The 26,855-nt window shown below is 67.3% G+C and carries 23 protein-coding genes and 2 tRNA genes; 11 read left to right on the top strand and 14 right to left on the bottom strand.

Annotation, left to right across the window (positions count from 1 at the left end):
- Window positions 1-105 precede the first annotated feature (105 nt).
- Genes BST17_RS23825 through pknB form a run of 4 tightly spaced genes read left to right on the top strand, consistent with a single transcriptional unit; the run spans window position 106 to window position 6,066 of the window.
- Complete coding sequence (locus BST17_RS23825; protein ID WP_083061372.1) at window positions 106-1,521, top strand: peptidoglycan glycosyltransferase RodA; 1,416 nt, start codon at window positions 106-108, stop codon at window positions 1,519-1,521.
- Complete coding sequence (pbpA, locus tag BST17_RS23820) at window positions 1,518-2,993, top strand: D,D-transpeptidase PbpA (RefSeq protein ID WP_083061371.1); 1,476 nt, start codon at window positions 1,518-1,520, stop codon at window positions 2,991-2,993. Before BST17_RS23825 ends, pbpA begins: the two co-directional genes overlap by 4 nt.
- Window positions 2,990-4,195 (top strand): protein kinase domain-containing protein, encoded by a 1,206-nt coding sequence (locus tag BST17_RS23815; RefSeq protein WP_083061370.1) that lies wholly within the window; start codon window positions 2,990-2,992, stop codon window positions 4,193-4,195. The genes pbpA and BST17_RS23815 overlap by 4 nt, the downstream gene beginning before the upstream one ends.
- A complete protein-coding gene (gene pknB / locus BST17_RS23810) occupies window positions 4,192-6,066 on the top strand; it encodes a Stk1 family PASTA domain-containing Ser/Thr kinase (RefSeq protein WP_083061369.1) in 1,875 nt (624 codons plus the stop codon). Before BST17_RS23815 ends, pknB begins: the two co-directional genes overlap by 4 nt.
- 37 nt (window positions 6,067-6,103) lie before the next feature.
- Here the strand turns inward: pknB and BST17_RS23805 are convergent, their stop codons facing one another.
- Window positions 6,104-6,763, bottom strand: a complete 660-nt coding sequence (locus tag BST17_RS23805) for an aminodeoxychorismate/anthranilate synthase component II (RefSeq protein ID WP_083061368.1) — start codon at window positions 6,761-6,763, stop codon at window positions 6,104-6,106.
- A gap of 30 nt (window positions 6,764-6,793) precedes the next feature.
- Complete coding sequence (locus BST17_RS23800; protein ID WP_083061367.1) at window positions 6,794-7,576, bottom strand: DUF881 domain-containing protein; 783 nt, start codon at window positions 7,574-7,576, stop codon at window positions 6,794-6,796.
- A gap of 18 nt (window positions 7,577-7,594) precedes the next feature.
- Between BST17_RS23800 and crgA the strand changes: the two genes are divergently transcribed.
- Together crgA and BST17_RS23790 are read left to right on the top strand one after the other, a co-directional pair.
- A complete protein-coding gene (gene crgA / locus BST17_RS23795; protein WP_083061366.1) occupies window positions 7,595-7,876 on the top strand; it encodes a cell division protein CrgA in 282 nt (93 codons plus the stop codon).
- Window positions 7,877-8,033: 157 nt separating this feature from the next.
- The gene (locus tag BST17_RS23790; protein ID WP_083061365.1) at window positions 8,034-8,447 is read left to right on the top strand and encodes a PH domain-containing protein; all 414 of its coding nucleotides are present in this window, start codon (window positions 8,034-8,036) and stop codon (window positions 8,445-8,447) included.
- Between the two features lie 106 nt (window positions 8,448-8,553).
- On the opposite strand, the gene BST17_RS23785 is transcribed toward BST17_RS23790, so the two are convergent.
- Window positions 8,554-9,108 (bottom strand): peptidylprolyl isomerase, encoded by a 555-nt coding sequence (locus BST17_RS23785; protein WP_083061376.1) that lies wholly within the window; start codon window positions 9,106-9,108, stop codon window positions 8,554-8,556.
- A gap of 69 nt (window positions 9,109-9,177) precedes the next feature.
- On the opposite strand from BST17_RS23785, the gene cwsA reads away from it, so the two are divergent.
- The 5 genes from cwsA (at window position 9,178) to BST17_RS23760 (ending at window position 13,723) form a co-directional block, all read left to right on the top strand.
- Window positions 9,178-9,498, top strand: coding sequence for a cell wall synthesis protein CwsA (gene cwsA / locus BST17_RS23780; RefSeq protein WP_083061364.1), 321 nt, complete (start codon window positions 9,178-9,180; stop codon window positions 9,496-9,498).
- A 61-nt stretch (window positions 9,499-9,559) separates the two neighbouring features.
- Complete coding sequence (locus BST17_RS23775; RefSeq protein ID WP_083061363.1) at window positions 9,560-11,887, top strand: arylsulfatase; 2,328 nt, start codon at window positions 9,560-9,562, stop codon at window positions 11,885-11,887.
- A gap of 156 nt (window positions 11,888-12,043) precedes the next feature.
- The gene (locus BST17_RS23770; protein WP_207573708.1) at window positions 12,044-12,661 is read left to right on the top strand and encodes a helix-turn-helix domain-containing protein; all 618 of its coding nucleotides are present in this window, start codon (window positions 12,044-12,046) and stop codon (window positions 12,659-12,661) included.
- A gap of 82 nt (window positions 12,662-12,743) precedes the next feature.
- Window positions 12,744-13,262 carry a VOC family protein gene (locus BST17_RS23765; protein WP_083061361.1) on the top strand — a complete coding sequence of 173 codons (519 nt, stop codon included), beginning with the start codon at window positions 12,744-12,746 and terminating at the stop codon, window positions 13,260-13,262.
- Window positions 13,259-13,723: a nitroreductase/quinone reductase family protein gene (locus tag BST17_RS23760; RefSeq protein ID WP_234807792.1), complete on the top strand. Its 465-nt coding sequence runs from the start codon at window positions 13,259-13,261 to the stop codon at window positions 13,721-13,723. The genes BST17_RS23765 and BST17_RS23760 overlap by 4 nt, the downstream gene beginning before the upstream one ends.
- A gap of 90 nt (window positions 13,724-13,813) precedes the next feature.
- On the opposite strand, the gene BST17_RS23755 is transcribed toward BST17_RS23760, so the two are convergent.
- The 11 genes from BST17_RS23755 to dnaN all read right to left on the bottom strand — a co-directional run bounded on the left by BST17_RS23755 (window position 13,814) and on the right by dnaN (window position 26,388).
- Entirely contained in the window at window positions 13,814-14,245 is a 432-nt protein-coding gene (locus tag BST17_RS23755; protein ID WP_083061360.1) for a hypothetical protein, read from the bottom strand.
- 9 nt (window positions 14,246-14,254) lie between these two features.
- Window positions 14,255-15,100: an alpha/beta fold hydrolase gene (locus BST17_RS23750; protein ID WP_083061359.1), complete on the bottom strand. Its 846-nt coding sequence runs from the start codon at window positions 15,098-15,100 to the stop codon at window positions 14,255-14,257.
- Between the two features lie 13 nt (window positions 15,101-15,113).
- Window positions 15,114-15,186, bottom strand: a tRNA-Ala gene (locus tag BST17_RS23745).
- 129 nt (window positions 15,187-15,315) lie between these two features.
- A tRNA-Ile gene (locus BST17_RS23740) sits at window positions 15,316-15,389 on the bottom strand.
- 68 nt (window positions 15,390-15,457) lie between these two features.
- Window positions 15,458-16,381: a DUF3566 domain-containing protein gene (locus tag BST17_RS23735; protein WP_083061358.1), complete on the bottom strand. Its 924-nt coding sequence runs from the start codon at window positions 16,379-16,381 to the stop codon at window positions 15,458-15,460.
- Between the two features lie 40 nt (window positions 16,382-16,421).
- Complete coding sequence (gyrA, locus tag BST17_RS23730; RefSeq protein WP_083061357.1) at window positions 16,422-20,216, bottom strand: intein-containing DNA gyrase subunit A; 3,795 nt, start codon at window positions 20,214-20,216, stop codon at window positions 16,422-16,424.
- A 20-nt stretch (window positions 20,217-20,236) separates the two neighbouring features.
- Window positions 20,237-22,264: a DNA topoisomerase (ATP-hydrolyzing) subunit B gene (gene gyrB / locus BST17_RS23725; protein WP_083061356.1), complete on the bottom strand. Its 2,028-nt coding sequence runs from the start codon at window positions 22,262-22,264 to the stop codon at window positions 20,237-20,239.
- 297 nt (window positions 22,265-22,561) lie between these two features.
- Window positions 22,562-23,119, bottom strand: a complete 558-nt coding sequence (locus tag BST17_RS23720) for a DUF721 family protein (protein ID WP_083061355.1) — start codon at window positions 23,117-23,119, stop codon at window positions 22,562-22,564.
- Entirely contained in the window at window positions 23,116-24,276 is a 1,161-nt protein-coding gene (gene recF, locus BST17_RS23715; RefSeq protein ID WP_083061354.1) for a DNA replication/repair protein RecF, read from the bottom strand. Before recF ends, BST17_RS23720 begins: the two co-directional genes overlap by 4 nt.
- Before the next feature lie 2 nt (window positions 24,277-24,278).
- The gene (gene gnd / locus BST17_RS23710; RefSeq protein ID WP_083061353.1) at window positions 24,279-25,172 is read right to left on the bottom strand and encodes a phosphogluconate dehydrogenase (NAD(+)-dependent, decarboxylating); all 894 of its coding nucleotides are present in this window, start codon (window positions 25,170-25,172) and stop codon (window positions 24,279-24,281) included.
- Between the two features lie 22 nt (window positions 25,173-25,194).
- Entirely contained in the window at window positions 25,195-26,388 is a 1,194-nt protein-coding gene (gene dnaN, locus BST17_RS23705; RefSeq protein ID WP_207573707.1) for a DNA polymerase III subunit beta, read from the bottom strand.
- Window positions 26,389-26,855 lie beyond the last annotated feature (467 nt).

Raw genomic sequence — 26,855 nt, 5'->3', positions numbered from 1 at the left:
GCGTACGGGGCGAAGCGCGCCCAGCCCCAGCCCGACACCGTCGGACACCGTGACGGCACTGCCGCCCCCACCGCCGGAGCCGGGCACCAATTGCCGGACCGCGTCATGAGCACTGAGCCACAGTCACCGGTCTCCGTCACCCCTCCCCTGCCGAATCGGCGCAATGCCGAACTCGGCCTCCTCGTCTTTGCCGCGGTGCTCACCACCGTCGCGCTGCTGATCGTGGAGGCCAACCAGGAGCAGGGCGTCAACTGGGATCTCGCGCAGTACACGTTGGGCTATCTGGCCCTGTTCGGCGGTGCGCACCTGGCCATCCGGCGCTTCGCCCCGTACGCCGACCCGCTGCTGCTGCCGGTCGTCGCGCTGCTCAACGGCCTGGGATTGGTCATGATCCACCGTCTCGACCTGGCCCAGCGCGAGCTCAGCCAGGACAGCGTCGGGGGTAACGCCGCGCAGCAGATGCTGTGGACGCTGGTCGGTGTGATCGCGTTCGCGGCGGTGCTTGCGGTGCTGCACGACCACCGCATGCTGGCCCGTTACGGCTATACCTGCGGACTGGTGGGCTTTGTGCTGCTGCTGATCCCGGCATTGCTGCCATCGCGGTTCTCCGAGCAGAACGGCGCCAAGATCTGGATCCGGTTCGAGGGCTTCTCCATCCAGCCCGCCGAGTTCTCCAAGATCCTGCTGCTGACGTTCTTCGCCGCGGTGCTGGTGTCCAAGCGGGAACTGTTCACCAACGCCGGCAAGCATGTGCTCGGTGTGGATCTGCCGCGGCCGCGCGACCTGGCTCCGCTGCTGGTGGCCTGGATCGCCTCGGTGGGCGTGATGGTCTTCGAAAAGGACCTCGGCACATCGCTTTTGCTGTATGCCTCGTTCCTGGTGCTGCTCTACATCGCCACCGACCGACTGGCCTGGGTGATCATCGGGCTCGGACTGTTCGCCGTCGGCAGCGTGATCGCCTACCAGTTGTTCGGCCATGTCCGGGTGCGCGTGCAGAACTGGCTGGACCCGTTCGCCGACCCCGACGGGGCCGGCTATCAGATGGTGCAGTCGCTGTTCAGCTTCGCCACCGGCGGCATCTTCGGCACCGGCCTGGGCAACGGTCAACCGGGCACCGTCCCCGCCGCCTCCACCGACTTCATCATCGCCGCCATCGGCGAGGAACTCGGATTGGTCGGTCTGGCAGGCGTTCTCATGCTCTACACGATCCTGATCACCCGCGGGCTGCGCACCGCCATCGCGGTGCGCGACAGCTTCGGCAAGCTGCTGGCCGCCGGGCTGGCCTCGACGCTGGCCATCCAGCTGTTCATCGTCGTGGGCGGCGTCACCAAACTGATCCCGCTGACCGGACTGACCACCCCGTGGATGTCCTACGGCGGGTCCTCGCTACTGGCCAACTACGTCCTGCTGGCCATCCTGGTCCGCATCTCCCACGCGGCCCGCCGCCCGATCGGACCCACCACCGGACCCAACCCGGGCCCCATCGCGGCCGCATCCACCGAGGTGATCGGGAAAGCATGAACACCTCCCTGCGCCGACTCTCGGTCTGCTTCATGGCACTTGTCGTGCTGCTGCTCGCCAATGCGACGTTCACCCAGGTGTTCACCGCCGACGGGTACCGCACCGACCCGCGCAACCAGCGCGTGCTGCTCGACGAATACTCGCGTCAGCGCGGCCAGATCACCGCGGGCGGTGAGCTGTTGGCGTATTCGGTGTCCACCGACGGCCGCTTCCGATTCCTGCGGACCTATCCGAAACCGGAGACCTACGCCCCGGTCACCGGCTTCTATTCGCTCGGCTACTCCAGCAGCGGGCTGGAGCGCGCCGAGGATCCCATTCTCAACGGTTCCGACGAGCGGCTGTTCGGGCGCCGGCTGGCCGACTTCTTCGCCGGCCGCGACCCACGTGGCGGCAACGTCGACACCACCGTGAAACCCGATGTGCAGGACGCCGCCTGGGAGGCCATGGCCGAGGGTTGTGACGGGCCGTGCAAGGGCGCCGTCGTCGCACTCGAACCCGCCACCGGCAAGATCCTGGCGATGGTCTCGGCACCGTCCTATGACCCGAATCAGCTTGCCAGCCATGATGGTTCGGTGCAGACCAAGGCCTGGGAGCAGCTACGGGACGATGACAACGCGCCGCTGCTGAACCGGGCGATCTCGGAGACCTACCCGCCGGGCTCCACATTCAAGGTGATCACCACGGCCACCGCACTGCAGGCCGGCGCCACCCCCGACACCCAGCTGACATCCGCCGCCCGGATCACGCTGCCCGACACCACCGCCACCCTGGAGAACTACGGCGGCAATCCCTGCGGCGGCGGCCCGACGGCCTCCCTGCGCGAGGCGTTCGCCCGATCCTGCAACACCGCGTTCGTCGAGATGGGCATCGACAACGGCGCCGACAGGCTCAAGGCCACCGCGCGGGCGTTCGGCCTGGACTCCGCGACCGCGCCGATCCCGCTGCAGGTCGCCGAGTCCACGGTCGGGCCGATCGGCGATGCCGCGGCCCTGGGAATGTCGAGCATCGGCCAGCGCGATGTCGCCGTCACCCCGCTGCAGAATGCGATGGTCGCCGCGACCATCGCCAACGACGGCGTGACCATGACCCCGTATCTGGTCGATACCCTCAAGGGACCGGACCTGTCCAATATCGCCACCACCGCTCCGACCGAACAACGCCGAGCGGTGTCACCGCAGGTCGCGGCTACACTTACCGATTTGATGGTCGGCGCCGAGCAGGTGACGCAGCAGAAGGGAGCCATCGCCGGCGTGCAGATCGCATCCAAGACGGGCACCGCCGAGCACGGCACGGATCCCCGCAACACCCCGCCCCACGCCTGGTACATCGCCTTCGCCCCGGCACAAGCCCCCAAGGTGGCCGTTGCCGTGCTCGTGGAGAATGGCGGTGACCGATTGTCCGCCACCGGCGGCGCAGTGGCCGCCCCGATCGGGCGTGCCACCATTGCCGCCGCTCTCCGGGAGGGATCATGACGGCGCGGGTGGGTGTGACGCTGTCGGGCCGGTACCGGCTGCAGCGGCTCATCGCCACCGGCGGTATGGGGCAGGTGTGGGAGGGACTCGACACCCGGCTCGGCCGCCAGGTCGCGATCAAGGTGCTCAAGGCCGAGTTCTCCGAGGACTCGGAGTTCGTCGACCGCTTCCGCGGGGAGGCCCGCACCGTCGCGATGCTCAATCACCCCGGTATCGCCAGCGTCTACGACTACGGCGAGACCGAGATGGACGCCGGCGAGGGGCGTACCGCCTACCTGGTGATGGAGCTGGTCAACGGCGAGCCGCTGAACTCCGTCATCAAACGCACCGGACGACTGTCGCTGCGGCACGCCCTGGACATGCTGGAGCAGACCGGCCGCGCCCTGCAGGTGGCGCACACCGCGGGCCTGGTGCACCGCGACGTCAAACCCGGCAACATCCTGATCACCCCGACCGGACAGGTGAAGCTCACCGACTTCGGTATCGCCAAGGCTGTCGACGCCGCCCCGGTGACCCAGACCGGCATGGTGATGGGCACCGCCCAGTACATCGCGCCGGAACAGGCGCTCGGCCGTGATGCCACCGCCGCCTCGGACGTCTACTCCCTCGGGGTCGTCGGCTACGAGTCGGTGTCGGGCAAGCGCCCGTTCACCGGCGACGGTGCGCTGACCGTGGCGATGAAGCACATCAAGGAAGCCCCGCCCCCGCTTCCCCCGGATCTGCCGCCCAACGTACGTGAGCTCATCGAGATCACGCTGGCCAAGGAGCCCAATCACCGGTACCGCTCCGGTGGTCCGTTCGCCGACGCCGTCGCCGCGGTCCGCGCCGGGCGCCGACCGCCGCGGCCGAACTCCGCGCCCACCATCGGCCGGGCCGCCCCGGCCGCCATCCCGTCGGTCACCCAGGCCCGCGCCGCCGCGGCCGCCGAGTACCGCCCGCCCGTGACGTCGGCGCGCCCGCGCGCCGGCACCGGTAACCACCGGCCGCCGCCCCCGCGGCGCACGTTCTCGTCCGGTCAGCGCGCATTGTTGTGGGCCGCCGGCGTGCTGGGCGCGCTGGCCATCATCATCGCGGTATTGATCGTGGTGAACGCCCAGGACAAGCGGGACAACCCGGTGCAGCAGGAGACCTCCACCAGCACCACCGTCATCGGCGTGCCGCCCGAGCCACCGCCCAGTGACGCACCTAGTGAGACCCCGTGACCACGCCCCAGCACCTTTCGGACCGCTACGAACTCGGAGAGATCCTCGGGTTCGGCGGCATGTCCGAGGTCCACATCGCCCGCGACACCCGGTTGCACCGTGACGTCGCGGTCAAGGTGCTGCGGGCCGACCTGGCCCGCGACCCGAGCTTTTATCTGCGGTTCCGCCGCGAGGCGCAGAACGCCGCGGCCCTGAATCACCCGGCGATCGTGGCGGTGTACGACACCGGTGAGGCGGATACGCCCAACGGTCCGCTGCCCTACATCGTCATGGAGTACGTCGACGGCGTCACGCTGCGCGACATCGTGCACACCGAGGGGCCGATCGAGCCCAAGCGCGCCATCGAGATCATCGCCGACGCCTGCCAGGCGCTGAACTTCAGCCATCAGCACGGCATCATCCACCGCGACGTCAAGCCGGCCAACATCATGATCTCGCACTCCGGCGCGGTGAAGGTGATGGATTTCGGCATCGCCCGCGCCCTGGCCGATGCCAACAACGTCACCCAGACCGCGGCCGTCATCGGCACCGCGCAGTACCTGTCGCCCGAGCAGGCCCGCGGTGAGAAGGTCGACGCCCGCTCCGACGTCTACTCGCTGGGCTGCGTGCTGTACGAAATCCTTACCGGCGAACCACCTTTCGTGGGTGACTCGCCGGTGGCCGTGGCCTACCAGCATGTCCGCGAGGACCCCGCACCACCATCGACACGGCACTCCGGGGTCTCCCCCGAGCTCGACGCCGTGGTGCTCAAGGCGCTGTCGAAAAATCCCGAGAACCGGTATCAGAGTGCCGCCGAGATGCGCACCGACCTGATCCGGGTGCACAGCGGCGAGGCCCCCGAGGCGCCGAAGATCTTCACCGACGCCGAGCGCACCACCATGCTGACCAACGTGGCCGCCCCGCATGCGCGGGCACTGCCCACCGAGCACATCCCGACCGCCGCCGGCTATCCGAACCGGTCCAACAACAACTCGGTGGGACGCTGGCTGATCGTTGTCGCCGTGCTGGCCGTGCTGACCGTGGTGGTGACCATCGCCATCAACACCCTGGGCAACAGTCCACGCGACGTGCAGGTTCCCGATGTGACCGGCCAGGCGTCCGCCGATGCCATCGCCGCCCTGCAGAACCGCGGCTTCAAGACCCGCACCCAGCAGCGCCCCGATTCGGCGGTGCGCCCCGAGCACGTCATCGCCACCGAACCCGCGGCGGGCACCGAGGTCAGCGCCGGGGAGGACATCACCATCGTGGTGTCCACCGGGCCCGAGCAGCGCGCCGTGCCCGAGGTCAAGGGCATGACGCTGGCGCAGGCCACCACCGAACTGCTCGACGCGGGCTTCGGCCGGGTACAGCCCTCGGAGTCGGAGTCCACCCCCGAGCTCAAGGGCAAGGTGCTGGGCACCAACCCACCAGCGAATGCCACCTCGGCCATCACCAACGTCATCACGATCATCGTGGGATCCGGTCCGGGCAGCGTCAATGTTCCCGACTGCGTCGGGCAGAGCGTCGAGGTGTGCCAGCAGATCCTGACCGCCTCCGGGTTCACCAATGTGCTGCCGGTCGAGGTGGACAACACCGCACCGGCCGGCCAGGTGGTCGGCACGAATCCGGCCGCCGGGGCGCCGACCCCCAAGGACGCGGTGGTCCAGATGCGGGTCTCGCGCGGCAACCAGTTCGTGATGCCCAACCTGACCGGACAGTTCTGGGTGGACGCCGAACCCAATCTGCGGGCGCTGGGCTGGACCGGTGTGCTGATCAAGGGCGCCAACGTCGACAACAGCGGTCAGCGGACCAATGCGGTGGTCACCCAGAGCCCGACGCCGGGTGCCGGGGTGGGCTACGGGGACTCGATCACGCTCAACTTCGCGTCCTAGCCGGCCGTCTCGCTCAGATGTTCCCCTGACATTGCGATCAGGTCCGCGCTGTCGCTGCCCGCACCGCGTCGGCCACCTCGTTCTCCAGCTTGCGCACCAGGTTCTCGTCGGGCGCGGCCCCGCAGTATCCCAACCAGTTGGCCAGCATCCGGTGCCCGCCCTCGGTGAGGATGGATTCCGGGTGGAACTGCACGCCGTGGATCGGCAGTTCGCGGTGCCGCACGGCCATGATGACGCCGCTGTCGGTCTGCCCGGTGGATTCCAGCTCGGCGGGCAGGGTGTCCGGCAGGATCGTCAACGAGTGGTACCGGGTCGCCGTGAACGGATCCGGAAGTCCCTGCAGCACACCGGCATCGGCGTGATGCACGATGCTGGTCTTGCCGTGCAGCAGCTCCGGGGCGCGGTCCACCGTGCCGCCGAAGGCGACCCCGATGGCCTGGTGGCCCAGGCACACGCCGAGTAGCGGAGTGCCGGTCTGCGCGCTGGCGTGCACCAGCGGGATCGACGCGCCGGCCCGCTCGGGGGTGCCGGGCCCGGGGGAGAGCAGGATGCCGTCGAACTGCCGGGCCACCTCGTCCGGATCGTCCAGCCGTTCGTCGTCGTTGCGCCAGACCTGGGCCGTCACGCCGAGCTGGCCCAGGTACTGGACCAGGTTGAACACGAAGCTGTCGTAATTGTCGACGACCAGAACCTGCATGCGATCAGGCTACTGGTCAGCGCCGCTGCGTCAGTACCCGAGCGGACCTGCTGCTTTGGCGTAGCGCATCCGCACCGGTGCCGGGTAGCCCGGCAGCTCGACCGACGCGCGGACCTGCTCGGAGTACCCGAGCTGGAAACGCAGCACGTACTGCTTGTACAGCGTCACCAGCGGTGCGGCGGCCAGGGCGGCCTGCATGGCCGCGGGATCGCCGATGGCGGTCACGACATAGGGCGGGCTGTAGGTGCGGCCGTTGAGCAGCAGCGTGTTCCCGACGCACAGCGGCGCGGAGGTCGCGATGATGCGCTGATCCTGCATCTGGATGCCCTCGGCGCCGGCGCTCCACAGGGCGTTCAGCACCGCCTGGATGTCCTGTTGATGGACGACCAGGTCGTCGGGGGAGGCGTCGACCGGATAGCGACCGTCGGCGTCGCGCTGGGCGTCGTCGAGGGTGACGACGAGGCCGGGCCCGCGGACGGGGTCCAGGCCGGCCTGCTCGGCCAGGGTGTCCGAGCGCCGGGTGATGGCCGCCAGCGCGGCGGCGGCGCCGGGGGAGCCGCCGTGGTGACTCTCCATGGCCGCCACGAAAGCGTCGCGGCGGGCGGTCAGGCGGTCGACGTTGGCACTGGTCTCCCGGACCAGGTCGACCAGCCGCGGCGCGTCACTGCGGCGGATCTCGTCACCGCCGGAGACACCGTGCGTGGTGGACAGCAGCAGACCGGCGAACACGCACACGATCGGCACCGCGAACCGCCACAGCGACCGTTTGGGGTCCGGCGCTGCGTTAGGCTCAGGGTTCACCGCCTCGACCATCGTCTTCAAAGGTTAACCATGCCCAAGTCCAAAGTCCGTAAGAAGAACGACTTCACCGTCAACCCGGTGAGTCGGACCCCGGTCAAGGTCAAGGCCGGACCCTCGAGCGTGTGGTTCGTGGTGCTGTTCGTCGGCCTGATGCTGTTCGGTCTGTTCTGGCTGCTGGTCTTCCAGCTCGGCGCCACCGGACTGAACGCACCCACCTGGCTGGGCTGGATGGCCGATCTGGGCCCGTGGAACTACGCCATCGCGTTTGCCTTCATGATCACCGGTCTTTTGCTCACCATGCGGTGGCGCTGACGCGACCCGCGCCCCGAGATGAATTCATTTTCGCCTCGACCGCGTTACCCGGGCCGCAACCTGCTCGTAACCCAATCACACCGTTGTGATTCATCCCCATTGGGGATAGCGCCTGTGGATAACTCCGAAATACCCGGTAAGAGGCGGTCCTGAGCCCGTGCAGCAAACTTCTTGGGCTCCCAAGTCGGCGGCCGTGATCGTGACCGGAATCGCCGGTCTTGTGCTGGCCGTGGCCGCTGTGACCGTGGTCACAGACCTGCCGGGGCGTGTCATGGGCGCCGTTGCCGGCGCCGGTTTGCTGGTGTTTGCGCTCGGTTCGTGGCGTGCACGTCCGAAACTGGCAATCACCGAGGCAGGGCTTGCGGTGCGCGGTTGGGTGAGCTCGCGGGTCATCACCGGCGAGGAGATCGCCCTGATTCGCGTCACCGAGTTCAGCCGCCTCGCGCGCAAGCAGCGCCTGCTGGAGATCGACACGACCGATGACCGGTTGTACGTGTTCACCCGCTGGGACCTGGGCACCAGCCCGGTCGCAGTGCTCGACGCACTGACCGACGCCGGCTACGCGCGCTGACCCCCCTCGGCGAGCGTGCGTGTCTGCGGCCCGACACACCGCCCGGCACCCAAAGAAAACGCACGCTCACCGAATATCGGCAAGCGTGCGCTTCGGGAACTGCGGGTCAGGAGATGGTGACGCTCTCGATCACGACGGGCTCGGTGGGCCGGTCGCCACGGTCGGTGGCGGTGGTGGCGATGGCGTCGACGACCTTCTGCGATTCCGGATCGACGACCTCACCGAAGATGGTGTGGCGACGGTTCAGGTGCGGGGTCTTGCCGACGGTGATGAAGAACTGCGAGCCATTGGTGCCCGGCCCGGCGTTGGCCATCGCCAGCAGGTAGGGCTTGTCGAACTGCAGTTCCGGGTGGAACTCGTCGGCGAACTGGTAGCCGGGTCCGCCGCGGCCGGTGCCGGTGGGGTCGCCGCCCTGGATCATGAATCCATCGATGACGCGGTGGAAGATGGCGCCGTCGTAGAACGGACCCGACGATCCGCCGGTGGCGTTCTCGGTGCTGTAGTCCTTGGTGCCCTGCGCCAGGCCGGTGAAGTTGGCGACGGTCTTGGGGGCGTGGTTGCCGAACAGGGCGATCTTGATGTCACCACGGTTGGTGTGCAGCGTCGCGGTCGCTGTCTGAATGGGGCTCGTCACGGATTTCAGTCTGCCACTCGGTCCCATACCGCTGTCCACGGCCCCGCAGTTAGTGGCACGCTGTGGAGGACTTCCGACAGCCCAGAGAGGTGGCCCATGAGCACCAGCACCGACGCCGCACTGACCCCGGCGCAACGATTCGGCCGCGGCGTGCGGTACACGATCGTCGGTCCGGTGGATATCACTCGCGGCACCGTGGGGCTGGGCATGTCCTCGGCGGCCTCGGGCGCCTCGTGGGTGAGCCGGCGGCTGCGCGCCGAAGAGCCTGCCCCGGCGAAACGCCGGCCGCTGCTGTACGTGCTGATCGGCGCCGGGGTGCTCGCGGTCGGCGCGGTGACGTTCTCGATCGTGCGGCGCTCGATGCGGCCCGAGCCCTCGACGTTGCCGCCGAGCGTGGAGATCACACCCAAACCCTGACGCGGGCCGCGACCGCACGGTGTATCACTTATGGGACATTTCGTGCGCCGAGAGGACCGTGATGACCGCCGACATCGTTGCCCCAAAGATCTCCGACGGCGGCGTGCTGCCGTTCCCGCCGATCCCGTCGGCCAGCGTGGCCGGCCGCACACTCGGCGAGTCGACCTACGCCCAGCGCGAGGTGCCGCGGCGCCTGCACCCGGACACCCCCAACATCGTCATCGTGCTCATCGACGACGCCGGACCGGGCCTGCCCACCGCCTTCGGCGGCGAGGTGACCACCGCGACGCTGGATCGCTTCTGCGCCGAAGGCGTGTCCTACAACCGGTTTCACACCACTGCCATGTGCTCGCCGACCCGCGCCTCACTGCTGACCGGCCGTAACCACCACGAGATCGGTAACGGGCAGATCGCCGAACTGGCCAACGACTGGGACGGCTACTCCGGCAAGATCCCGCGATCCGCGGCGACGGTCGCCGAGGTGCTCAAGCAGTACGGCTATGCCACCTCGGCGTTCGGCAAGTGGCACAACACGCCCGCCGAGGAGACCACCGCGGCCGGTCCGTTCGAAAACTGGCCCACCGGACTGGGTTTCGAGTACTTCTACGGCTTCCTGGCCGGCGAGGCATCCCAGTACGAACCCCATCTGGTCCGCAACACCACCGTCGTCGCACCGACGAAGACGCCCGAGGAGGGTTATCACCTCTCCGAGGACCTCGCCGACGATGCCATCGGGTGGCTGCGTAGGCACCGGGCGTTCAACGCCGACAAACCGTTCTTCATGTACTGGGCCAGCGGATGCCTGCACGGCCCGCATCACATCATGAAGGAGTGGGCGGACAAGTACGCCGGCAAGTTCGACGACGGCTGGGATGCCTACCGCGAACGCGTCTTTGCCCGCGCCAAGGAGAAGGGTTGGATCCCGCAGGACTGCGCGCTCACCGGGCGCGACGAGACCCTGGCGGCCTGGGATGACATCCCCGACGACGAGAAGCCGTTCCAGCGCCGTCTCATGGAGGTGGCCGCCGGCTATGCCGAGCACGTCGACGTACAGGTCGGCCGGATCTCCGATGAGCTCGATGCGCTCGGCTACGGCGAGAACACGCTGTTCTTCTACATCTGGGGTGACAACGGATCCTCCGGCGAGGGGCAGAACGGCACGATCGCGGAATTGTTGGCGCAGAACGGTATTCCAACGACGGTGCGCCAGCACATCGATGCGCTGGACGCGCTGGGTGGGCTGGACGTGCTCGGGTCACCGCTGGTGGACAACCAGTACCACGCCGGGTGGGCGTGGGCGGGCAGCACACCCTACAAGGGGATGAAGTTGCTGGCATCGCACCTGGGCGGTACCCGCAACCCGCTGGCAGTGCGCTGGCCGGCCCGGGTGGCGCCCGACGCCACGCCGCGAGATGTGTTCCTGCACTGCACCGATATCGTGCCGACGATCTACGAGGTGGTCGGGATCGAGCCGCCGCACACGGTGGCCGGTGAACAGCAGATCCCGGTCGCCGGAGCGAGTTTCGCGCGCACGCTGGTCGACCGCGCGGCGCCGGGCGGCAAGAAGACCCAGTATTTCGAGATCATGGGCAGCCGGGCGATCTACGACGACGGGTGGCTGGCCTGCGCCCGCGGACCGCGATTGCCCTGGGTCCCCGGCCGGCCTGAGGGCATCGCCACCTGGACCCCCGATCAGGACCGCTGGGAGCTCTACCACCTGGACCGGGACTGGTCGCAGGCACACGATCTGGCCGCCGCCGAGCCGGAGAAGCTGGCCCAGCTGCGCGAGCTGTTCGCCATCGAGGCGGCCCGCAATGCGGTGTTGCCGATCGGCGGCGGGCTGTGGGTGCCGGTGTATCACCCGGAGTTGCGCATCGCCCCGCCGTACCGGGAGTGGACGTTCGCCGGGGACATGGTGCGCATGCCCGAGTTCTGCGCGCCCGCGTTGGGCAACAAGAACAACGTCGTCACCATCGACGTGGACGTGCCCGAGGCCGGCAGCGGTGTGCTGTACGCATTGGGCGCCGGGGCGGGCGGCCTGACCTGTTATCTCGATGACGGCCACCTCTGCTACGAGTACAACCTGTTCATCCTGATGCGCACCAAGATCCGCTCGGCCGAGCCGATACCCGCCGGACGGCACACCATCGTGGTGGAAACTCGGTATGCCGAGCCGCGCCCGGGCGGGCCATTGGACATCACGGTGTCGGTGGACGGTTCCGAGGTGGCGTCGGGTCAGGTGCCGGTCAGCGCGCCGCTGCTGTTCACCGCCAATGACTGCCTGGACATCGGGACCTGCCTGGGTTCGCCGGTGTCGCTGGATTACCGCGAACGGGCACCGTTCCCGTTCGAGGGGCATATCCGACAGGTGCACGTGGCGTACAGCTGAGCGGTGCCGGTCGGCGGAAAGCTACAGCGCGGCACGGTATCCCGCCGATTTCCGGACGGCTCTGTTCCCGCTGGGGTCGTCGATCGGTATGTTCTGCGGATGTGGGAGGAACGGCCGGGACGATCAGCACTGGTCCGCACCCTCTGGCGTGCGCGGGTGGAACGTCCCGGACGCTACCCAGTGACCGGGTCCGAGTACTGGGGGCTGTCCTTCATCCGACGCTCGGACGGTACGCAGGGCGCCGAACTGGACGGCCCGAGCCTACAAAGCCGGACGGTCGACGGGCACATCGGTGAACAGTACTGGGGTGTCGAACTCGCCGCGTACGTGGCCATTCCCGGCGTCCCCAAACGCGCCATCCTCGGCGAGACGATGCCGCTGCCGGTGTCGAAGGAGCACGTCACCCTGGGGGAGCGCCGTTGGCCGGTACCGGATTTCACCGAACTCGAGGACTGGGTCGATCATCTGACCGAGCAAGGCGGTCTGCTTGTCGACCAAGAGATCCGCAAGGCGCTGGACGGCGACCGGGTCGGCGCTTCGGCACGCACGTGGCAGCGCCGTTTCCGCCGCACAGTCGGGTTGACCGCCGGGCAGGTCGAGCAGATCCACCGCGCCCAGCATGGGTATCTGCTGTTGCAGCGTGGGCACTCACCCGCCGAGGCTGCCGCCGGGGCGGGATTCGCCGATCAACCCCACCTGACGCGCGCCCTGCGGTTGATCCGGGGTCAGACGCCGGCCGCCATCATTGCCGCCCAACGGAGACGCCAGGGCTGATCCGAGGTGGGAATGTGTCGTTCTCGTTCAAGAAGTGCAGCGGCGTGTCGAGATGAACTGGGCGTGACGAAAGGACACCCCCATGCCAGCAGCTCCCGCCACACCTCCCGGCTTCGCCACCATCAACCCGTTCATCGTCACCCGTGACGCCGACGGACTGATCCGATTCCTGAACACGGTGTTCGACGGCGTCGATCGCCCGGATGCCCGCACCATCGACGACGACGGCCTGCTGCTGCACGCCGAGCTTCAGATTGGCGGCACGACCGTGATGTTCGCGGAGCGAAAGCCGGGGTGGCCGTTCACCCCGGCACTGCTCCAGATCTATGTCGACGATGTCGCGATCGTTATGGACCGCGCGGCCGCTGCCGGTGCGGAGATCATCACCCGCCCCACGGACTTCTTCGGCGATGTGCTGTCCCGCTTTCTGGACCCCTGGCGCAACCTGTGGTGGGTCTACCGACACGGCGATGTCGACACCGGTAGCGACTGGGCTGAGAACGTCGCCGTCTCGGCGGAGTGGGAGCCAACCGAAGACCTGACCTACATCCACGACACACTGCTCACGGCAATGCCCAGAGTTCGCGACGCGCAGCAGTGAGCAACGGCGAGATGGGCTACCACGATCCGGGCGCCCCGTGGAATCTGCAATCCGACCGGGACCCGTCGAGCTGGAACGACGATGTCATCACCGAGTTCCGGGCGAAGGCGGGACACGTCGGCGGTGACTACGACGGCACTCCGCTGATCCTGTTGACCACGACAGGGGCCCGCAGCGGCGTGGCCCGGGTGGTACCGCTGGCACCGAACTATCGAGACGGAACTCTGTACCTGAGCTCATTCCGGGAGGATCGAGATCCGGACTGGTTTCACAACATCCGCGCGGACCCCGCCGTCATTGTCGAAATCGGTGATCAGGTATGCCCCGCTCTGGCCCGCCCACTGGCCGGTGCCGAGTACGACGAGTTCGCCGACTGGGTCCGGCAGCACAATCTGTTGCTCGCGGAGTTCGAGAAGACGATCGACCGGCCGGTTCCGCTGGTGACGATCCACTTCTCGTAGATGAGCCCGAACACCATAACCCGCTCGGTGCGACAGCTTGAGGCTGGTCGGGCGCACTGTTGTCGGGGTACCAGCTGAAATTTGGCCGGTCTACCCGTAGTGCGCGAAACTGCACGTCGGGCGTGCTTCGGTCTTGAACGAGACCAAATTGCCATCCATGATGATCGCGCAGATGAGTTCCGTGTCACCGCCGTCGGCACTCACCGAGGTCTCGATCTTGTCGTAGACCGGGTACTCCTTTTCCCACGGCAACGTCACGTTCGACTCGGTCACCTCCGGTTCCCCGTTGATCCGGTAGGTGAGGGTGACCGGGCCGGACCCGCCGCGCAGCTGCATGGTCGCGGTGCCGATCGGCGGGCCCGTCGGGATCGGCCGCTCCGAGGTCATCGCGGGGCCTGACGTCGACTCTGAGGTGGCGCTCGACCCGGTGGCCTCGGCGGCGGTCGGTTGGCCTTCAGTCGAACCGCAGGCTGCGCATATCGCGAGGCTCGACAATGCGGCGGCGACCCGAAGTTTCCCCATCCTCCGAGCCTAAGCCCGCCGAACAGGCCCGGGATGCACCAACTCGAGGACCCGATCCGGGTACTTCCACAGCAGTGACCCGCCGACGCCCTCCAGTATCTGTAGGTGCGCGCCGATCCGCGCCGCCAAGGTAACCGCGTGGTCAGGGGAGTGCGCGTCGTCGTCGCGCCCGTACAGGATCGTCGCCGGCGCCCGCTGGTCGAACAGTTCGGCCGGCCACGCACACGTCGCCAGCACCGTGTCCCGCGCGTAACCCGCAGCGCCGGAAGCGAAGCCGTCACGCAGGGCGGCCAGGAACACAGCCCGGAAGTCGGCTTGGTCAAACACCGGAGCGTCCGAGTCCGGGTAGCCGCTCAGGACCATCCGGTACAGATCATCGGCGGTGAATTCACCCAGCTGGAGCTCCGCGGCGGCCGGGTCGGCGGCGACATCTTCGACGAAGGCCCGGTGTGGTGTGCCCAGGAGTGCGGTCGTCTCGGGATGGCCGAGATCGTCGATGGGGGAGACCAGGACCAGCCCACGCACCTGCTGGTGGCGGGCGAGTGCCAGCCCGAACGGGGCGCCTTGCGAGTTGGCGACCACCGCAACGGGCTCCGTCGTGAGGACTCCGATCAGGTGCGCGAGATCAGCGGCCACCGAGCCCAGGGTCTTGTGCGGGTCGGCGGTCGAGGCACCCAGTCCGGGCCGGTCGACGGAGATGATCCGAACGCCACGTTCCTCAAGCAGTGCGTCGCTGCCGAACCGCATCAACCGACCGCACCCGGCGCCCGGGAGAAAGATCAGCGGTGTCCCGCCGCCCGGGCCGTACTCGCGGTAGGCGAGTCGGCGGCCGTCTGGTGCTGGAATTGTCGTCATAGAGGCGAAATTGTGGAGCCTAGGAGATTCGAACTCCTGACATCTGCCTTGCAAAGGCAGCGCTCTACCAACTGAGCTAAGGCCCCTTACGGGGTTATGCGGATTGTTCCTCGATGGTGTGCCAGATCTCGACACCATGGCGGGATCGGTAGACGATCACCGCGACGGCTGTGACTGCTGCCACCAACACCAACCTCATGGTGCATACCCTTCCGTGGGCCTAGGAGGACTCGAACCTCCGACCTCTTCGTTATCAGCGAAGCGCTCTAACCGCCTGAGCTATAGGCCCGTTTCGACCAGTACGGCCGAGCGACGAGATTACCGTAAGCACTGCCCATCGCCCAAACCGCGAGAAACCTAGTCCCGATCCGCCAGGGTGACCTCGACGCCACCGACCAGATCGGTGATCAGGTTGTAGATGAATGCACCCGCGGTCGCCATTGCCGTCAGCAGCACGATGTTGACCAGACCGATCAATGTGGCGCCGCCGAAAATCGTTCCGCTGGAGATCAGTTCACCACCGGCACCGCTGTCGCTTGTGAGCAGATCGCCGACGTTGCTGTTCAGCTTCGTCCACACACCCATGCCGCCGAGGACCAGGTAGAGGAACGCCACCGCGATCATCCAGACGAAGAACATCACACCGGAGAGCACCAGCGACACCTTCAGGGTGCTCCACGGATCGATGCGGCGGATCTGCATGCTCGCACGCACCGGACCCTGGTGCTTCTTGCCGCCGAGCTGGACCCGCCCGGCCGGGGCCGGCGGGCGGGGCTCGGACGGCGCCGGCGGCCTGCCCTGACGCGACTGGCCGGACAGATCGGGCAGCTCGCTGGCGTAGTTGTCCGGTCGCTGACCCTCGGGGCGTTCCGCGGTTCTGGTCGGCACGACCTCGGTCTCGCGGGTTTCGCGGTTCTCCCGCGGCGGGTTCACCGCGGTGCCGGACAGGAACTGTCCGACCCGGGCATCGGCGCCGGGGGAGCGGGCCGGCGGGCGCGGAGGCTCCCCGGGCCGCACCGGTTCCGTGGGCCGCACCGGTTCCGTGGGGCGCGCCGGTTCGGCGGGCCGCTGCTGTTCGGTGGGACGCACCGGCTCGGTGGGCCGCTGCTGCTCGGCCGTCCGCTGCGGGTTGGCGGCGCGCGCCGCCGGACCGCGTTGCCAGGGCGGGGTGTCGTTGGACTCGGCGGCCTGTGGCCGTCGGGCGGGGGTGCCGCCCTCGGGCTGCGACGCACCCTTGGGCCCGGCGGGTGCCGGGTGTCCGGGCTCGTTCGGTGAGGTCACCTAGTGGCTCCTTGTCTCACGCCCTGGGTGGGCTGCAGCGTCACGTTGCGTCGGCCTCGTCACCGTCGGAGGACACGGCATCGGATTCGACCTCCGCCTCGTCGCTCGCCTCGGCATTGCGCGCAATCGCAATCAGTGTGTCGCCCTCACCCAGGTTCATCAAGCGGACCCCCTTGGTCTGTCGACCCGCCTTGCGGACCTGTTGTGCCGCGGTCCGGATGACGCCCCCGCCGGAGGTGATGGCGTACAGCTCCGTCTCGTCGTCGACGATCAGCGCTCCCACCAGACTGCCACGCTTGGGGTCGTACTGGATGGTGAGGATGCCCTTGCCGCCGCGCCCCTGTGCGGTGTACTCGTCGATCGCGGTGCGCTTGGCGTAGCCGCCCGCGGTCGCGACCAGCAGGTACTTATCGGTCTCGACGACGTTGAGCGACAGCAGCCGGTCATCTTCCTTGAACCGCATGCCCTGCACACCGGAGGTGGCGCGACCCATCGGCCGCAGCGCCTCGTCGGTGGCCGAGAAGCGGATGGACTGCCCCTTCGCGCTGACCAGCAGCAGGTCGTCCTCGGCCGAGCACAGCACGGCGCCGACCAGTTCGTCACCGTCGCGCAGGTTCACCGCGACGATGCCGCCCGAGCGGTTGGAGTCGAAGTCGGACAGCTTGGACTTCTTCACCAGCCCGTTGCGGGTGGCCAGCACCAGGTACGGCGCATCCTCGTAGGTCTGCAGCTGGATGACCTGGGCGATGCGCTCCTCGGGCTGGAAGGCCAGCAGGTTGGCCACGTGCTGACCGCGCGCGGTGCGCGAGGCCTCCGGCAGCTCGTAGGCCTTGGCCCGGTACACCCGCCCCTGGGTGGTGAAGAACAGGATCCAGTCGTGGGTGGAGCAGACGAAGAAGTGGTTGACGATGTCGTCCTGCTTGAGGCCGGCGCCCTGCACACCCTTGCCGCCGCGCTTCTGGCTGCGGTACAGATCGGTCTTCGTCCGCTTGGCGTACCCGGTCTCGGTGATCGTGACGACAACGTCCTCGCGGGCAATCAGATCCTCGTCGCTGACCTCGCCGTCGGCGGGCACAATGCGCGAGCGTCGGTCGTCGCCGTACTTGTCGGCGATCTCCTTGAGCTCGTCGCGCACGATGGCGCGCTGACGTTCCGGCTTGGCCAGGATGTCCTCGAGGTCGGCGATCTCGGCCTCGATCTTGGCCAGGTCGTCGACGATGCGCTGACGCTCCAGGGCGGCCAGGCGGCGCAGCTGCATGTCGAGGATGGCCTGGGCCTGGATCTCGTCGACGTCGAGCAGCTCGATCAGGCCCTGGCGGGCGATGTCGGCGTTGGCCGAGGCGCGGATCAACGCGATGACCTCGTCGAGGGCGTCGAGCGCCTTGACCAGGCCGCGCAGGATGTGGGCCCGCTCGTTGGCCTTGCGCAGCCGGTACCGGGTGCGCCGGATGATCACGTCGAGCTGGTGTTCGACGTAGTAGCGGATCATCTGGTCCAGCCGCAGGGTGCGCGGCACCCCGTCGACGATGGACAGCATGTTCGCGCCGAAGCTGGTCTGCAGCTGGGTGTGCTTGTACAGATTGTTCAGCACAACCTTCGCGACGGCATCGCGCTTGAGCTCCACCACGATTCGCAGACCCACGCGATCGCTGGACTGGTCCTCGATGTTGGAGATACCGGTCAGCTTGGCGTCGCGCACCTGCTCGGCGATCGAGGTGATGAAGTTGTCGTGGTTGACCTGATACGGCAGCTCGGTGATGACGATCGAGGTGCGCCCGCGCGAATCCTCTTCGATCTCGACGACACCGCGCATCCGGATGGATCCGCGACCGGTGGTGTAGGTGTCGTGGATTCCCTGCGACCCGACGATCAGGCCCGAGGTCGGGAAGTCCGGACCCTTGACCCGCTCGCAGACCGCGGCCAGCGTGGTCTCCTCGTCGGCCTCGTGGTTGTCCAGGCACCAGTACACGGCCTCGGCAAGTTCGCGCAGGTTGTGCGGGGGAATGTTGGTGGCCATACCGACGGCGATACCACCCGAGCCGTTGGCGAGCAGGTTCGGGAACCGGCTGGGCAGCACCGTCGGTTCCTGCACCCGACCGTCATAGTTCGGGATGAAATCGACGGTCTCCTCGTCGATTTCACGCAGCATCTCCATGGCCAGCGGGGTCAGCCGGGCCTCGGTGTTGTGGCTGACGAACCCGTTGGTGATGAAAGCGTGATCGTCGGTCTGCACGCGGAGGCTGTAGACGGGCTGGACGCCGGCTTCGGTGACACTCGCGACCCGCGCGTAGTAGAAGCGCCCGTCGGTCAGATCCGAGGCGATCGCGCGGACATCTGCATCCGCGATGTGCGAGAGAATCTCGGCCCCATCACTTCGCCACCGCGACAAACGATCGACGTTGTGCTTACGCAGCCACTCCTTGTCCACCCAGCGACCGCCGCCGTGGCTACGGATGAACGCGCCCAGACCGGGCACGAAATCTCCGTCCAGGCCCGCCGAAACCGTCGGCAGTTCGCCGAGGATGCCCCGCAGCTTCTGCTGTTTGGCACCACCGAATCCGATCTGCGCGGCGAAGGCTTCGGCCTGACCACGATTGGTGATGACGACCTTGTACTCGCCCGTGGCGTGCCGGTAACGATGCGAGATCACGCCGAACTCCAGCAGCATCTGCTGCACGTCGACCGCCAGCTGACGGCTGCGGGTCGAATACGAGATCTGAACTGTGCTGCGGGGCAGGCTGGAGCAGGAGCCGTCACCCTCGAACAACGCTTGCAGGAACGACCGCTTCACACCGATCGTCGAGTTCCACAACCACTGCGGCACAGATTTGTCCGCGGACCGCTGGTTGCAGAGTTCACCGAGCCGCGAGTTCTTCAGCGCAGTGACATTGTGGATGTCCAGTTCATGCAGCAACGATCCGGACGCGATCGTTCGAGATGCGATGTAGCGGGGCCCACCGATAACTGCATCGAAGGCGGCAACCACGACGTCGAAAAACTCTCGATCCAGGTTGTTGAAGCCCGCCCGGTTGTCCGAGACGAACCCCTCGCTGATGAAGGCCCCGGCGAGCAGACCCTCCATCACCGCCAGCCAGTCGTCGAATCCGAACTCGGTGGCCGGCGTGCGTTGCAAAGCAACGATATCGCCGGGCTGGATCTCGTCGATGAGCTTCCACAACAGCGTCGGCACACCGGCAACGTCGACCAGGCAGAGCAGCGGGTGATTGGACGTACCCGTGACCGAGAATCCTTCATCGGTGGTCACCGTGAAGGTCTGATGGTCGCCGGAGTGGAAGACACGGTCCACCGATGCCGGGTTACCGTGCCGATCCAGCACCTTCACATCGACCACTGCATCGGTGTTGGGGCGCTGCCCGGGCACGATGCCATCGATACGGACCGACTGCCCCATCGGCAGGCGCACCAGCGCATCACCGGTGACGCAGTAACGCATGGCGGCCGGCGGATCATTGCCGGGCGAGCCGAAGTTCCCCTGCCCGTCGACCAGCGGGTAACGCAGCGACCACGGCTGGGCCATCCGGACCAGGGTGTCGTAGATCGACGAGTCGCCGTGCGGGTGGTAGTTACCCATCGTCTCGGCAACCGAGCGTGCCGATTTCGCGTGACCGCGGTCGGGGCGGAACCCGGAGTCGAACATGGCGTAGAGCACCCGGCGGTGCACCGGCTTGAGGCCGTCACGGACCTCGGGCAGAGCACGGCCGACGATGACGCTCATCGCGTAGTCGATATAGCTGCGCTGCATCTCCTGCTGGATGTCGACAGGTTCGATGCGGTCGCCGGCTTCGTCGCCGGGCGGCAGGGTGGTATCAGTCATCTGATTTCAGTTCCTAGGTGCTAAACGTCAAGAAAGCGAACGTCTTTGGCATTACGGGTGATGAAGCTGCGGCGGGCCTCGACGTCCTCGCCCATCAGGATGGAGAACAGTTCGTCGGCCGCGGCGGCGTCGTCGAGGGTCACCTGACGCAGCACCCGCACGCTCGGATCCATGGTGGTCTCCCACAGTTCCTTGGCGTCCATCTCACCGAGACCCTTGTAGCGCTGGATACCGTCCTCGGGGTTGATGCGCTTACCCGCGGCACGGCCGGCCTCGAGCAGACCGTCGCGTTCCCGGTCGGAGTAGGCGAACTCCGGCTCGCTGCGCTGCCACTTGAGCTTGTACAGCGGCGGCTGGGCCAGGAAGATGTGGCCGTTCTCCACAAGCGGTTTCATGAACCGGAACAGCAGTGTCAGCAGCAGCGTCGAGATGTGCTGACCATCGACATCGGCGTCGGCCATCAGCACGATCTTGTGATACCGCAGCTTGGCCAGGTCGAACTCGTCATGGATACCGGTGCCCAGCGCGGTGATGATGGCCTGGACTTCGGTGTTCTTCAGCACCCGGTCGATACGCGCCTTCTCGACGTTGATGATCTTGCCGCGCAACGGCAGGATCGCCTGGAACATCGAGTCCCGGCCGCTCTTGGCGGAGCCACCCGCCGAATCGCCCTCCACCACATACAGTTCGGACTTGCTGGGATCGGTGGAGCGGCAGTCGGCGAGCTTGCCGGGCAGGCCACCGATGTCGGTGGCGCTCTTACGGCGCACCAGCTCGCGCGCCTTGCGCGCCGCGATGCGGGCCTGAGCCGACGAAACCGCCTTGTTCACAACGGTCTTGGCCTCGGCCGGGTTCGCGTCGAACCAGTGCTGCAGCTCTTCGTTGCAGATCTTCTGCACGAACGACTTGACCTCGGTATTGCCCAGCTTGGTCTTGGTCTGGCCCTCGAACTGCGGCTGAGAGACCTTGACGGAGATGACGGCGGCCAGACCCTCGCGGATGTCATCGCCGGTGAGGTTGGGGTCCTTCTCCTTGAGCAGCTTCTTGTCCTTGGCGTACTTGTTGACCACGGTGGTCAGCGCCGCCCGGAAACCCTCTTCGTGCGTTCCACCCTCATGGGTGTTGATGGTGTTGGCGAAGGTGTGCACCGATTCCGAATAGCCGGCGTTCCACTGCATCGCGATCTCGACCTCGTGCCCGGGTCCCTTACCCTCGAAGTCGATGACGCTGGGCTGGATCGCGGTCTTCGTCCGGTTGATGTGCTTGACGAAGTCGACCAGGCCGCCGGGGTAGTGGAACACCCGGTGCTTCACCTTCTGCGGGGCGGCGTGCTCGGCGGCCTTCTCCTCGGCCGACTTGGGCGCCTCGGCGTGGTCGCTGACCACCTCGTCGACGACCTCTTCGGCCGAGACCCGCTCATCGGTCAGCTCGATGGTCAGGCCCTTGTTGAGGAACGCCATCTCCTGTAGCCGGCGGGCGATGGTCTCGAAGTCATAGGTGGTGGTCTCGAAGATGTCCGGATCGGCCCAGAACCGGATGGTCGTGCCGGTCTTCTTGGACGGCTCGCCCTTGCGCAGCGTTCCGGGCACCGACCGGTCATAGGTCTGGTGCCATTCGAAACCGTCCTTGTGGATATCGGCTTCCAGGCGGGTCGACAGTGCGTTCACCACCGAGACGCCGACGCCGTGCAGACCGCCGGACACCTGGTAGGCGCCCTCTTCGAACTTGCCGCCGGCGTGCAGCACGGTCATCACGACATCGACGGTCGGGATGCCGGTCGCGTGCATGGCCACGGGGATGCCACGACCGTCGTCGGTGACCTGGACGCCGCCGTCCTCGAGGATGCGGACATCGACCTTGGTCGCGAAGCCCGCCATCGCCTCGTCCACGGCGTTGTCGACAACCTCCCAGATCAGGTGGTGCAGACCACGCTCTCCGGTGGAGCCGATGTACATGCCGGGTCGCTTGCGGACCGCTTCCAGACCTTCGAGTACCTTGATCGAGTCGGCGCCATATTCGGCCGGAGCGTTCTTGTCTTGGGCAGCCACGTTGGACGCGTCTCCTTGGGGTTGCGCTGAGGCGGTTCTGTCACCGTCTGCGAAAGCTCTCGACAGTCTACCGCTACGTACCGTCAGGACTGATTCTGTGGCGGCGTTTCCAGCTATCTGACTGCGCCGTGCGCGGAATTTTCGGGCTATCGGAAAGTCAGGACGCTGCAGACGGGCGATTTCCGCCGTCTCGGCGTTCTCAGTCGACCATGCCGAGCGTGCGCGAACTCTGCCCCGCGCGCGGTGTGTCCCCCGCAGACACGCACGCTCGCCGGGCTGGGGGCAGCCGCGGGGGGGTTAGCCGTAGGTGTCGCGGGGACCGCGGCCGGGCACATTGAGCTTGCCCTTGCGCCACGACGGCGCGGTGGGCCCCTGGATCTTCAAGGATGTGACGATCCCATCGCCGACCGCGGCCGCGATCTTGGCCAGCAGCTGAGCCTGGACCATCCGCAACTGGGTTGCCCAGGCCGTCGACTCCGCCGACACCGTCAGCACACCGTCGCGCAAGCCGGTCGGGATCGCGTGATCGGCGATCTGGTCACCGACCACGGTCGTCCACTGGCCGAGCACCGCGCCCTCGGCCACCTGACGGGTCCACCCCCGCGAGCGGGCGAGGTCCCGGGTGGCGGCGCTGAAGGCCTGCGGATCCCGGGCATCGGGGCCGGGTCCGGACCACCGACGCCGCCCGGCACCGGTGGGTGCCCGTTTGGCCGGCGCCGTCCGGCCGCGGCCGACATCCTTACCCTGACTGCGCGCCGCGCCGCGGGCCTCCTCGAGCGCGCGGCGCACCATGTCCATGCCGGGTAGTCCCTCGAGGTGTTCCGGCGGTCCGACGCCATCGTCCTGCGAAGTCATGACACCACCTCCGAGATCCGACCGTCATCGGCATCGCGCATCCCGACCTGGACGCGGCGGACATCCCAATCCATCGGCAGGTCCTCGGGAACCGCCGCCGTCACCAAGACCTGCTCGGCGGAGGCGGCCACCTTGGCCAGTGCCTGCCGGCGGGCGCTGTCCAACTCGGCGAACACATCGTCGAGCAACAGCACCGGATCGGTGCCTTCGGTGCGCAACAGTTCATAAGAACCCAGGCGCAACCCCAATGCCATGGACCATGATTCACCGTGACTGGCAAAACCCTTGGCCGGCTGATCGCCGAGTCGCAATTCCAGATCGTCGCGGTGCGGGCCGACCAGGCAGACGCCACGTTCCAACTCGGCGGTGCGCTTACGCGCGCATTCCTCCAGCAGAGCGGTCTCGAACACCGCCGGGTCGACGGTGCCGTGTCCGGCCTCGGCCTCCACGGCCTCGATACCGCTGCGGTACCGGATCGCGGCCGGCCGCGACGCGGGCGCCAACAGCTGGTAGGCCTTCTCGACCTCTGGCCCGAGCTGATTGACCAGGTCGACCCGTGCCGAGATCAACTGTGCGCCATGGGCGGCCAGATGCCCGTCCCAGATCTCCAGGGTGTCCAGGACCGAGGTGTCACCCCGGTACCGGGCCGGCCCGGCGGTCTTGAGCAGCGCGGTGCGCTGGCGCAGCACCTTCTCGTAATCGGCGCGCACGCCGGCGATCCGCGGACGCCTCGAGGTGGCCACCTCGTCGAGGAAGCGCCGCCGTTCCGATGGGTCACCCCGGACCAGCGCCAGATCCTCGGGCGCGAACAACACCGCGCGCAGCACACCGAGTACCTCACGCGGACTGCGCACGGGGGAGCGGTTCAGCCGGGCCTTGTTGGCCCGGCCGGTGGTGATCTCCAGATCGACCGCGAGTTCCCGGCCGTCGTTGACGACCACCGTCGAGACGACGGCGCGTTCGGCACCCGCACGGATCAGCGGGGCGTCGGCAGCCACCCGGTGTGAACCGAGCGTCGCCGAGTACCACAGCGCCTCAACCAGATTCGTCTTCCCATAGCCATTGGGCGCGACGAACACGGTCTGGCCGGGCTCCAGTTCCAGGTCGACCCGCGGCCAGGACCTGAAGTCCGTCAATCCCAGATGGCGTACGTACAAAACTATCCGGATTCCGAGATGCGCTGCACCGCATGACCACCGAACTGGTTACGCAGGGCCGCAACGGCTTTCATGGTCGGCGAGTCGTCCTGGCGGGACAGGAACCGGGCGAACAACGACGCCGCGATACCCGGGACCGGCACCCGCAGCCGGATCGCCTCTTCGACGGTCCAGCGGCCCTCACCCGAATCATCGGTATAGCCGGTGATGTTGGCCAGATCCGGATCTTCTTTCAACGCCTTGGCCAGCAGCTGCTGCAACCAGGACCGCACCACGGTGCCGTTCGTCCACGCCTGGTAGACCGCCTGTGGGTCGCGCACCAGATCCTCGGCGGCCAGCATCTCGTAGCCTTCGGCGTAGGCGGTCATCAGGGCGTACTCGACACCGTTGTGCACCATCTTGGTGAAATGCCCGGCACCCACCGGGCCGGCATGCACGAATCCGTCGGCCGGGTCGCCGGCCGGGCGCAGCGTGTCGAAGATCGGCATGGCCCGGGCGATGTCCTCATCGCTGCCACCGACCATCAGCCCGTAGCCCTCGGTCAGACCCCAGATACCACCGGACACCCCGGCGTCGATGAACGATATTCCCTTCTCGCCCAACAGTTCTGCGTGCCGTCCGTCCTCGGTGTAGCGGGAGTTGCCGCCGTCGATCACCAGGTCGCCGGACTCGAGCACCCCGGCGAGTTCGGCGATGGTCTGCCGAGTGACCTCACCGGAGGGCACCATCACCCAGACCATGCGCGGTGCGGGCAGCGCCTCGGCCAGCGCGGCCAGCGACGGAACGTCGCTCACCTCCGGACGGGGATCGAACCCGATGACCTCGTGGCCCCCGGCACGCAGGCGTTCCCGCATGTTGAAGCCCATTTTGCCGAGGCCGACCAAACCCAACTGCATTGTGCGTCCCTTCTCAGGCCGGTCAGCCCGGGAGCCGCACCGGCATCAACAAATAGACGTAGTCGGTCTGTGCCGCCGGGAACGGTCCGGACGCTCCGACGTCATCTCCAGTGTCCCCCGCCGGACGCAACACCGCGGGACGGCTCGGTGTCGTGAAACCGAACGTCACCCGCTCGGAATGCAGCGAACCCAGGCCGTCGGTCAGATAGGTCGGGTTGAACGCGATGGTCAGCGGCTCGCCGGCGAACTCGACCTGCAGATCTTCCTCGGCACGACCGACATCATCGGCACCGGCCGACAGGCGCAGCCCGTCGCCGCTGAATTCCATCCGGACCTGCGCACCGCGATCGGCGACCAGCGCCACGCGCTTGATGGCCTCGGTGAGCTCGGCGACACCGACGGTCGCGATGGCGGTGTGCTCGCTGGGCAGCAGCTGCCGGAACTTCGGGAATTCCGCGTCGAGCAGTCGCGTGGTGGTGCGCTTGCCGTTGCTGCGGATCCCGAGCAGGCCTTCCTTGCCGACCGCCGCACCGGCACCGAGCGCGAGGTGCACCTCGGTGCCGTCGGTACCGGTCTTGGCGGCTTCGGACAGCGTCTTCGCCGGAACCAGGACCGCGGCCTCGACACCGGCGGAGTCGGTGGACCAGGTCAGTTCGCGAACGGCCAGGCGGAACCTGTCGGTCGCGGCCAAAACCACCTTGTCACCGGAAATTTCGACACGGATACCGGTGAGCATGGGCAGCGTGTCATCGCGGCCGGCGGCGACGGCGACCTGGCCGATCGCCTGACCGAAGAGATCCGCGGACACCACACCGGTCTCGTCGGGCAGGGCCGGCAGCGACGGGTAATCCTCGACCGCCATCGTGGGCAGCGAGAACCGGGCACTACCGCAGCTCAGCGAGACCCGGGTGCCCTCGACGGTGACATCGACGGGCTTGGCGGGCAGCGACCTGGTGATGTCGGACAGCAGCCGACCGGACACCAAAACACTTCCCGGAGAAGCGATCTCGGCAGCGACGCGGACCTCGGCCGAGGTCTCGTAGTCATATCCGGAGATCGTCAGGCCATCGTCGGAGCCGGTGAGCAACACGCCGGCCAATACCGGGACGGTCGGTCGGCTCGGCAGGCTGCGAGCCACCCAGGCGACGGCGTCGGCAAAATCCTCGCGTACCAGACGGAACTTCAAATCGGTGAGACCAACATTCGTCGTCACCACGTCCATAACGTCCCTTCGATCTACCGCGTCAAACGAGCATCAACCAGCGGATTCCCCGTGTAACCACCGAGCGTAGTCGCGTTCTGTCCTGCGACCGCACCGGGCGTATCGAATCACCACCGTAGAGCGTCGGAGGCGAACTTGAAAGCTATTCGCTCGCGCTGGGGACAGGCCCCGACACGGCACCGGGGGCGGGTGTTGATGCCCGATCCCCAACAGCCTGTTTTCAGAAGATGAATCTTCTAGAGATAAAAGCAACAGTAATAGGGGCTGTGCAATCTGTGGATGAACGGGCGCTGTCGCAGGTGGCGAGGCTCGAGCGGGTGTGCGCAGACTGTGGAGTGCCGATGGATGATTTCGGGCCGGCTGTGGACAACATCGTGGCTGTGCAGTGGACGACGGGTTGCCCGGAGGTTTCTCCCAAGTTGTACACAGGCTCTGCACACCGATTTCTTGTGACCAGCCGG

Origin of the sequence: Mycolicibacterium bacteremicum, from assembly GCF_002086115.1 — a bacterium.
Taxonomy (GTDB): domain Bacteria; phylum Actinomycetota; class Actinomycetes; order Mycobacteriales; family Mycobacteriaceae; genus Mycobacterium; species Mycobacterium bacteremicum.
Note: the sequence above shows the minus strand (reverse complement) of the source record. Positions and strands in the feature narration are given on the sequence as shown.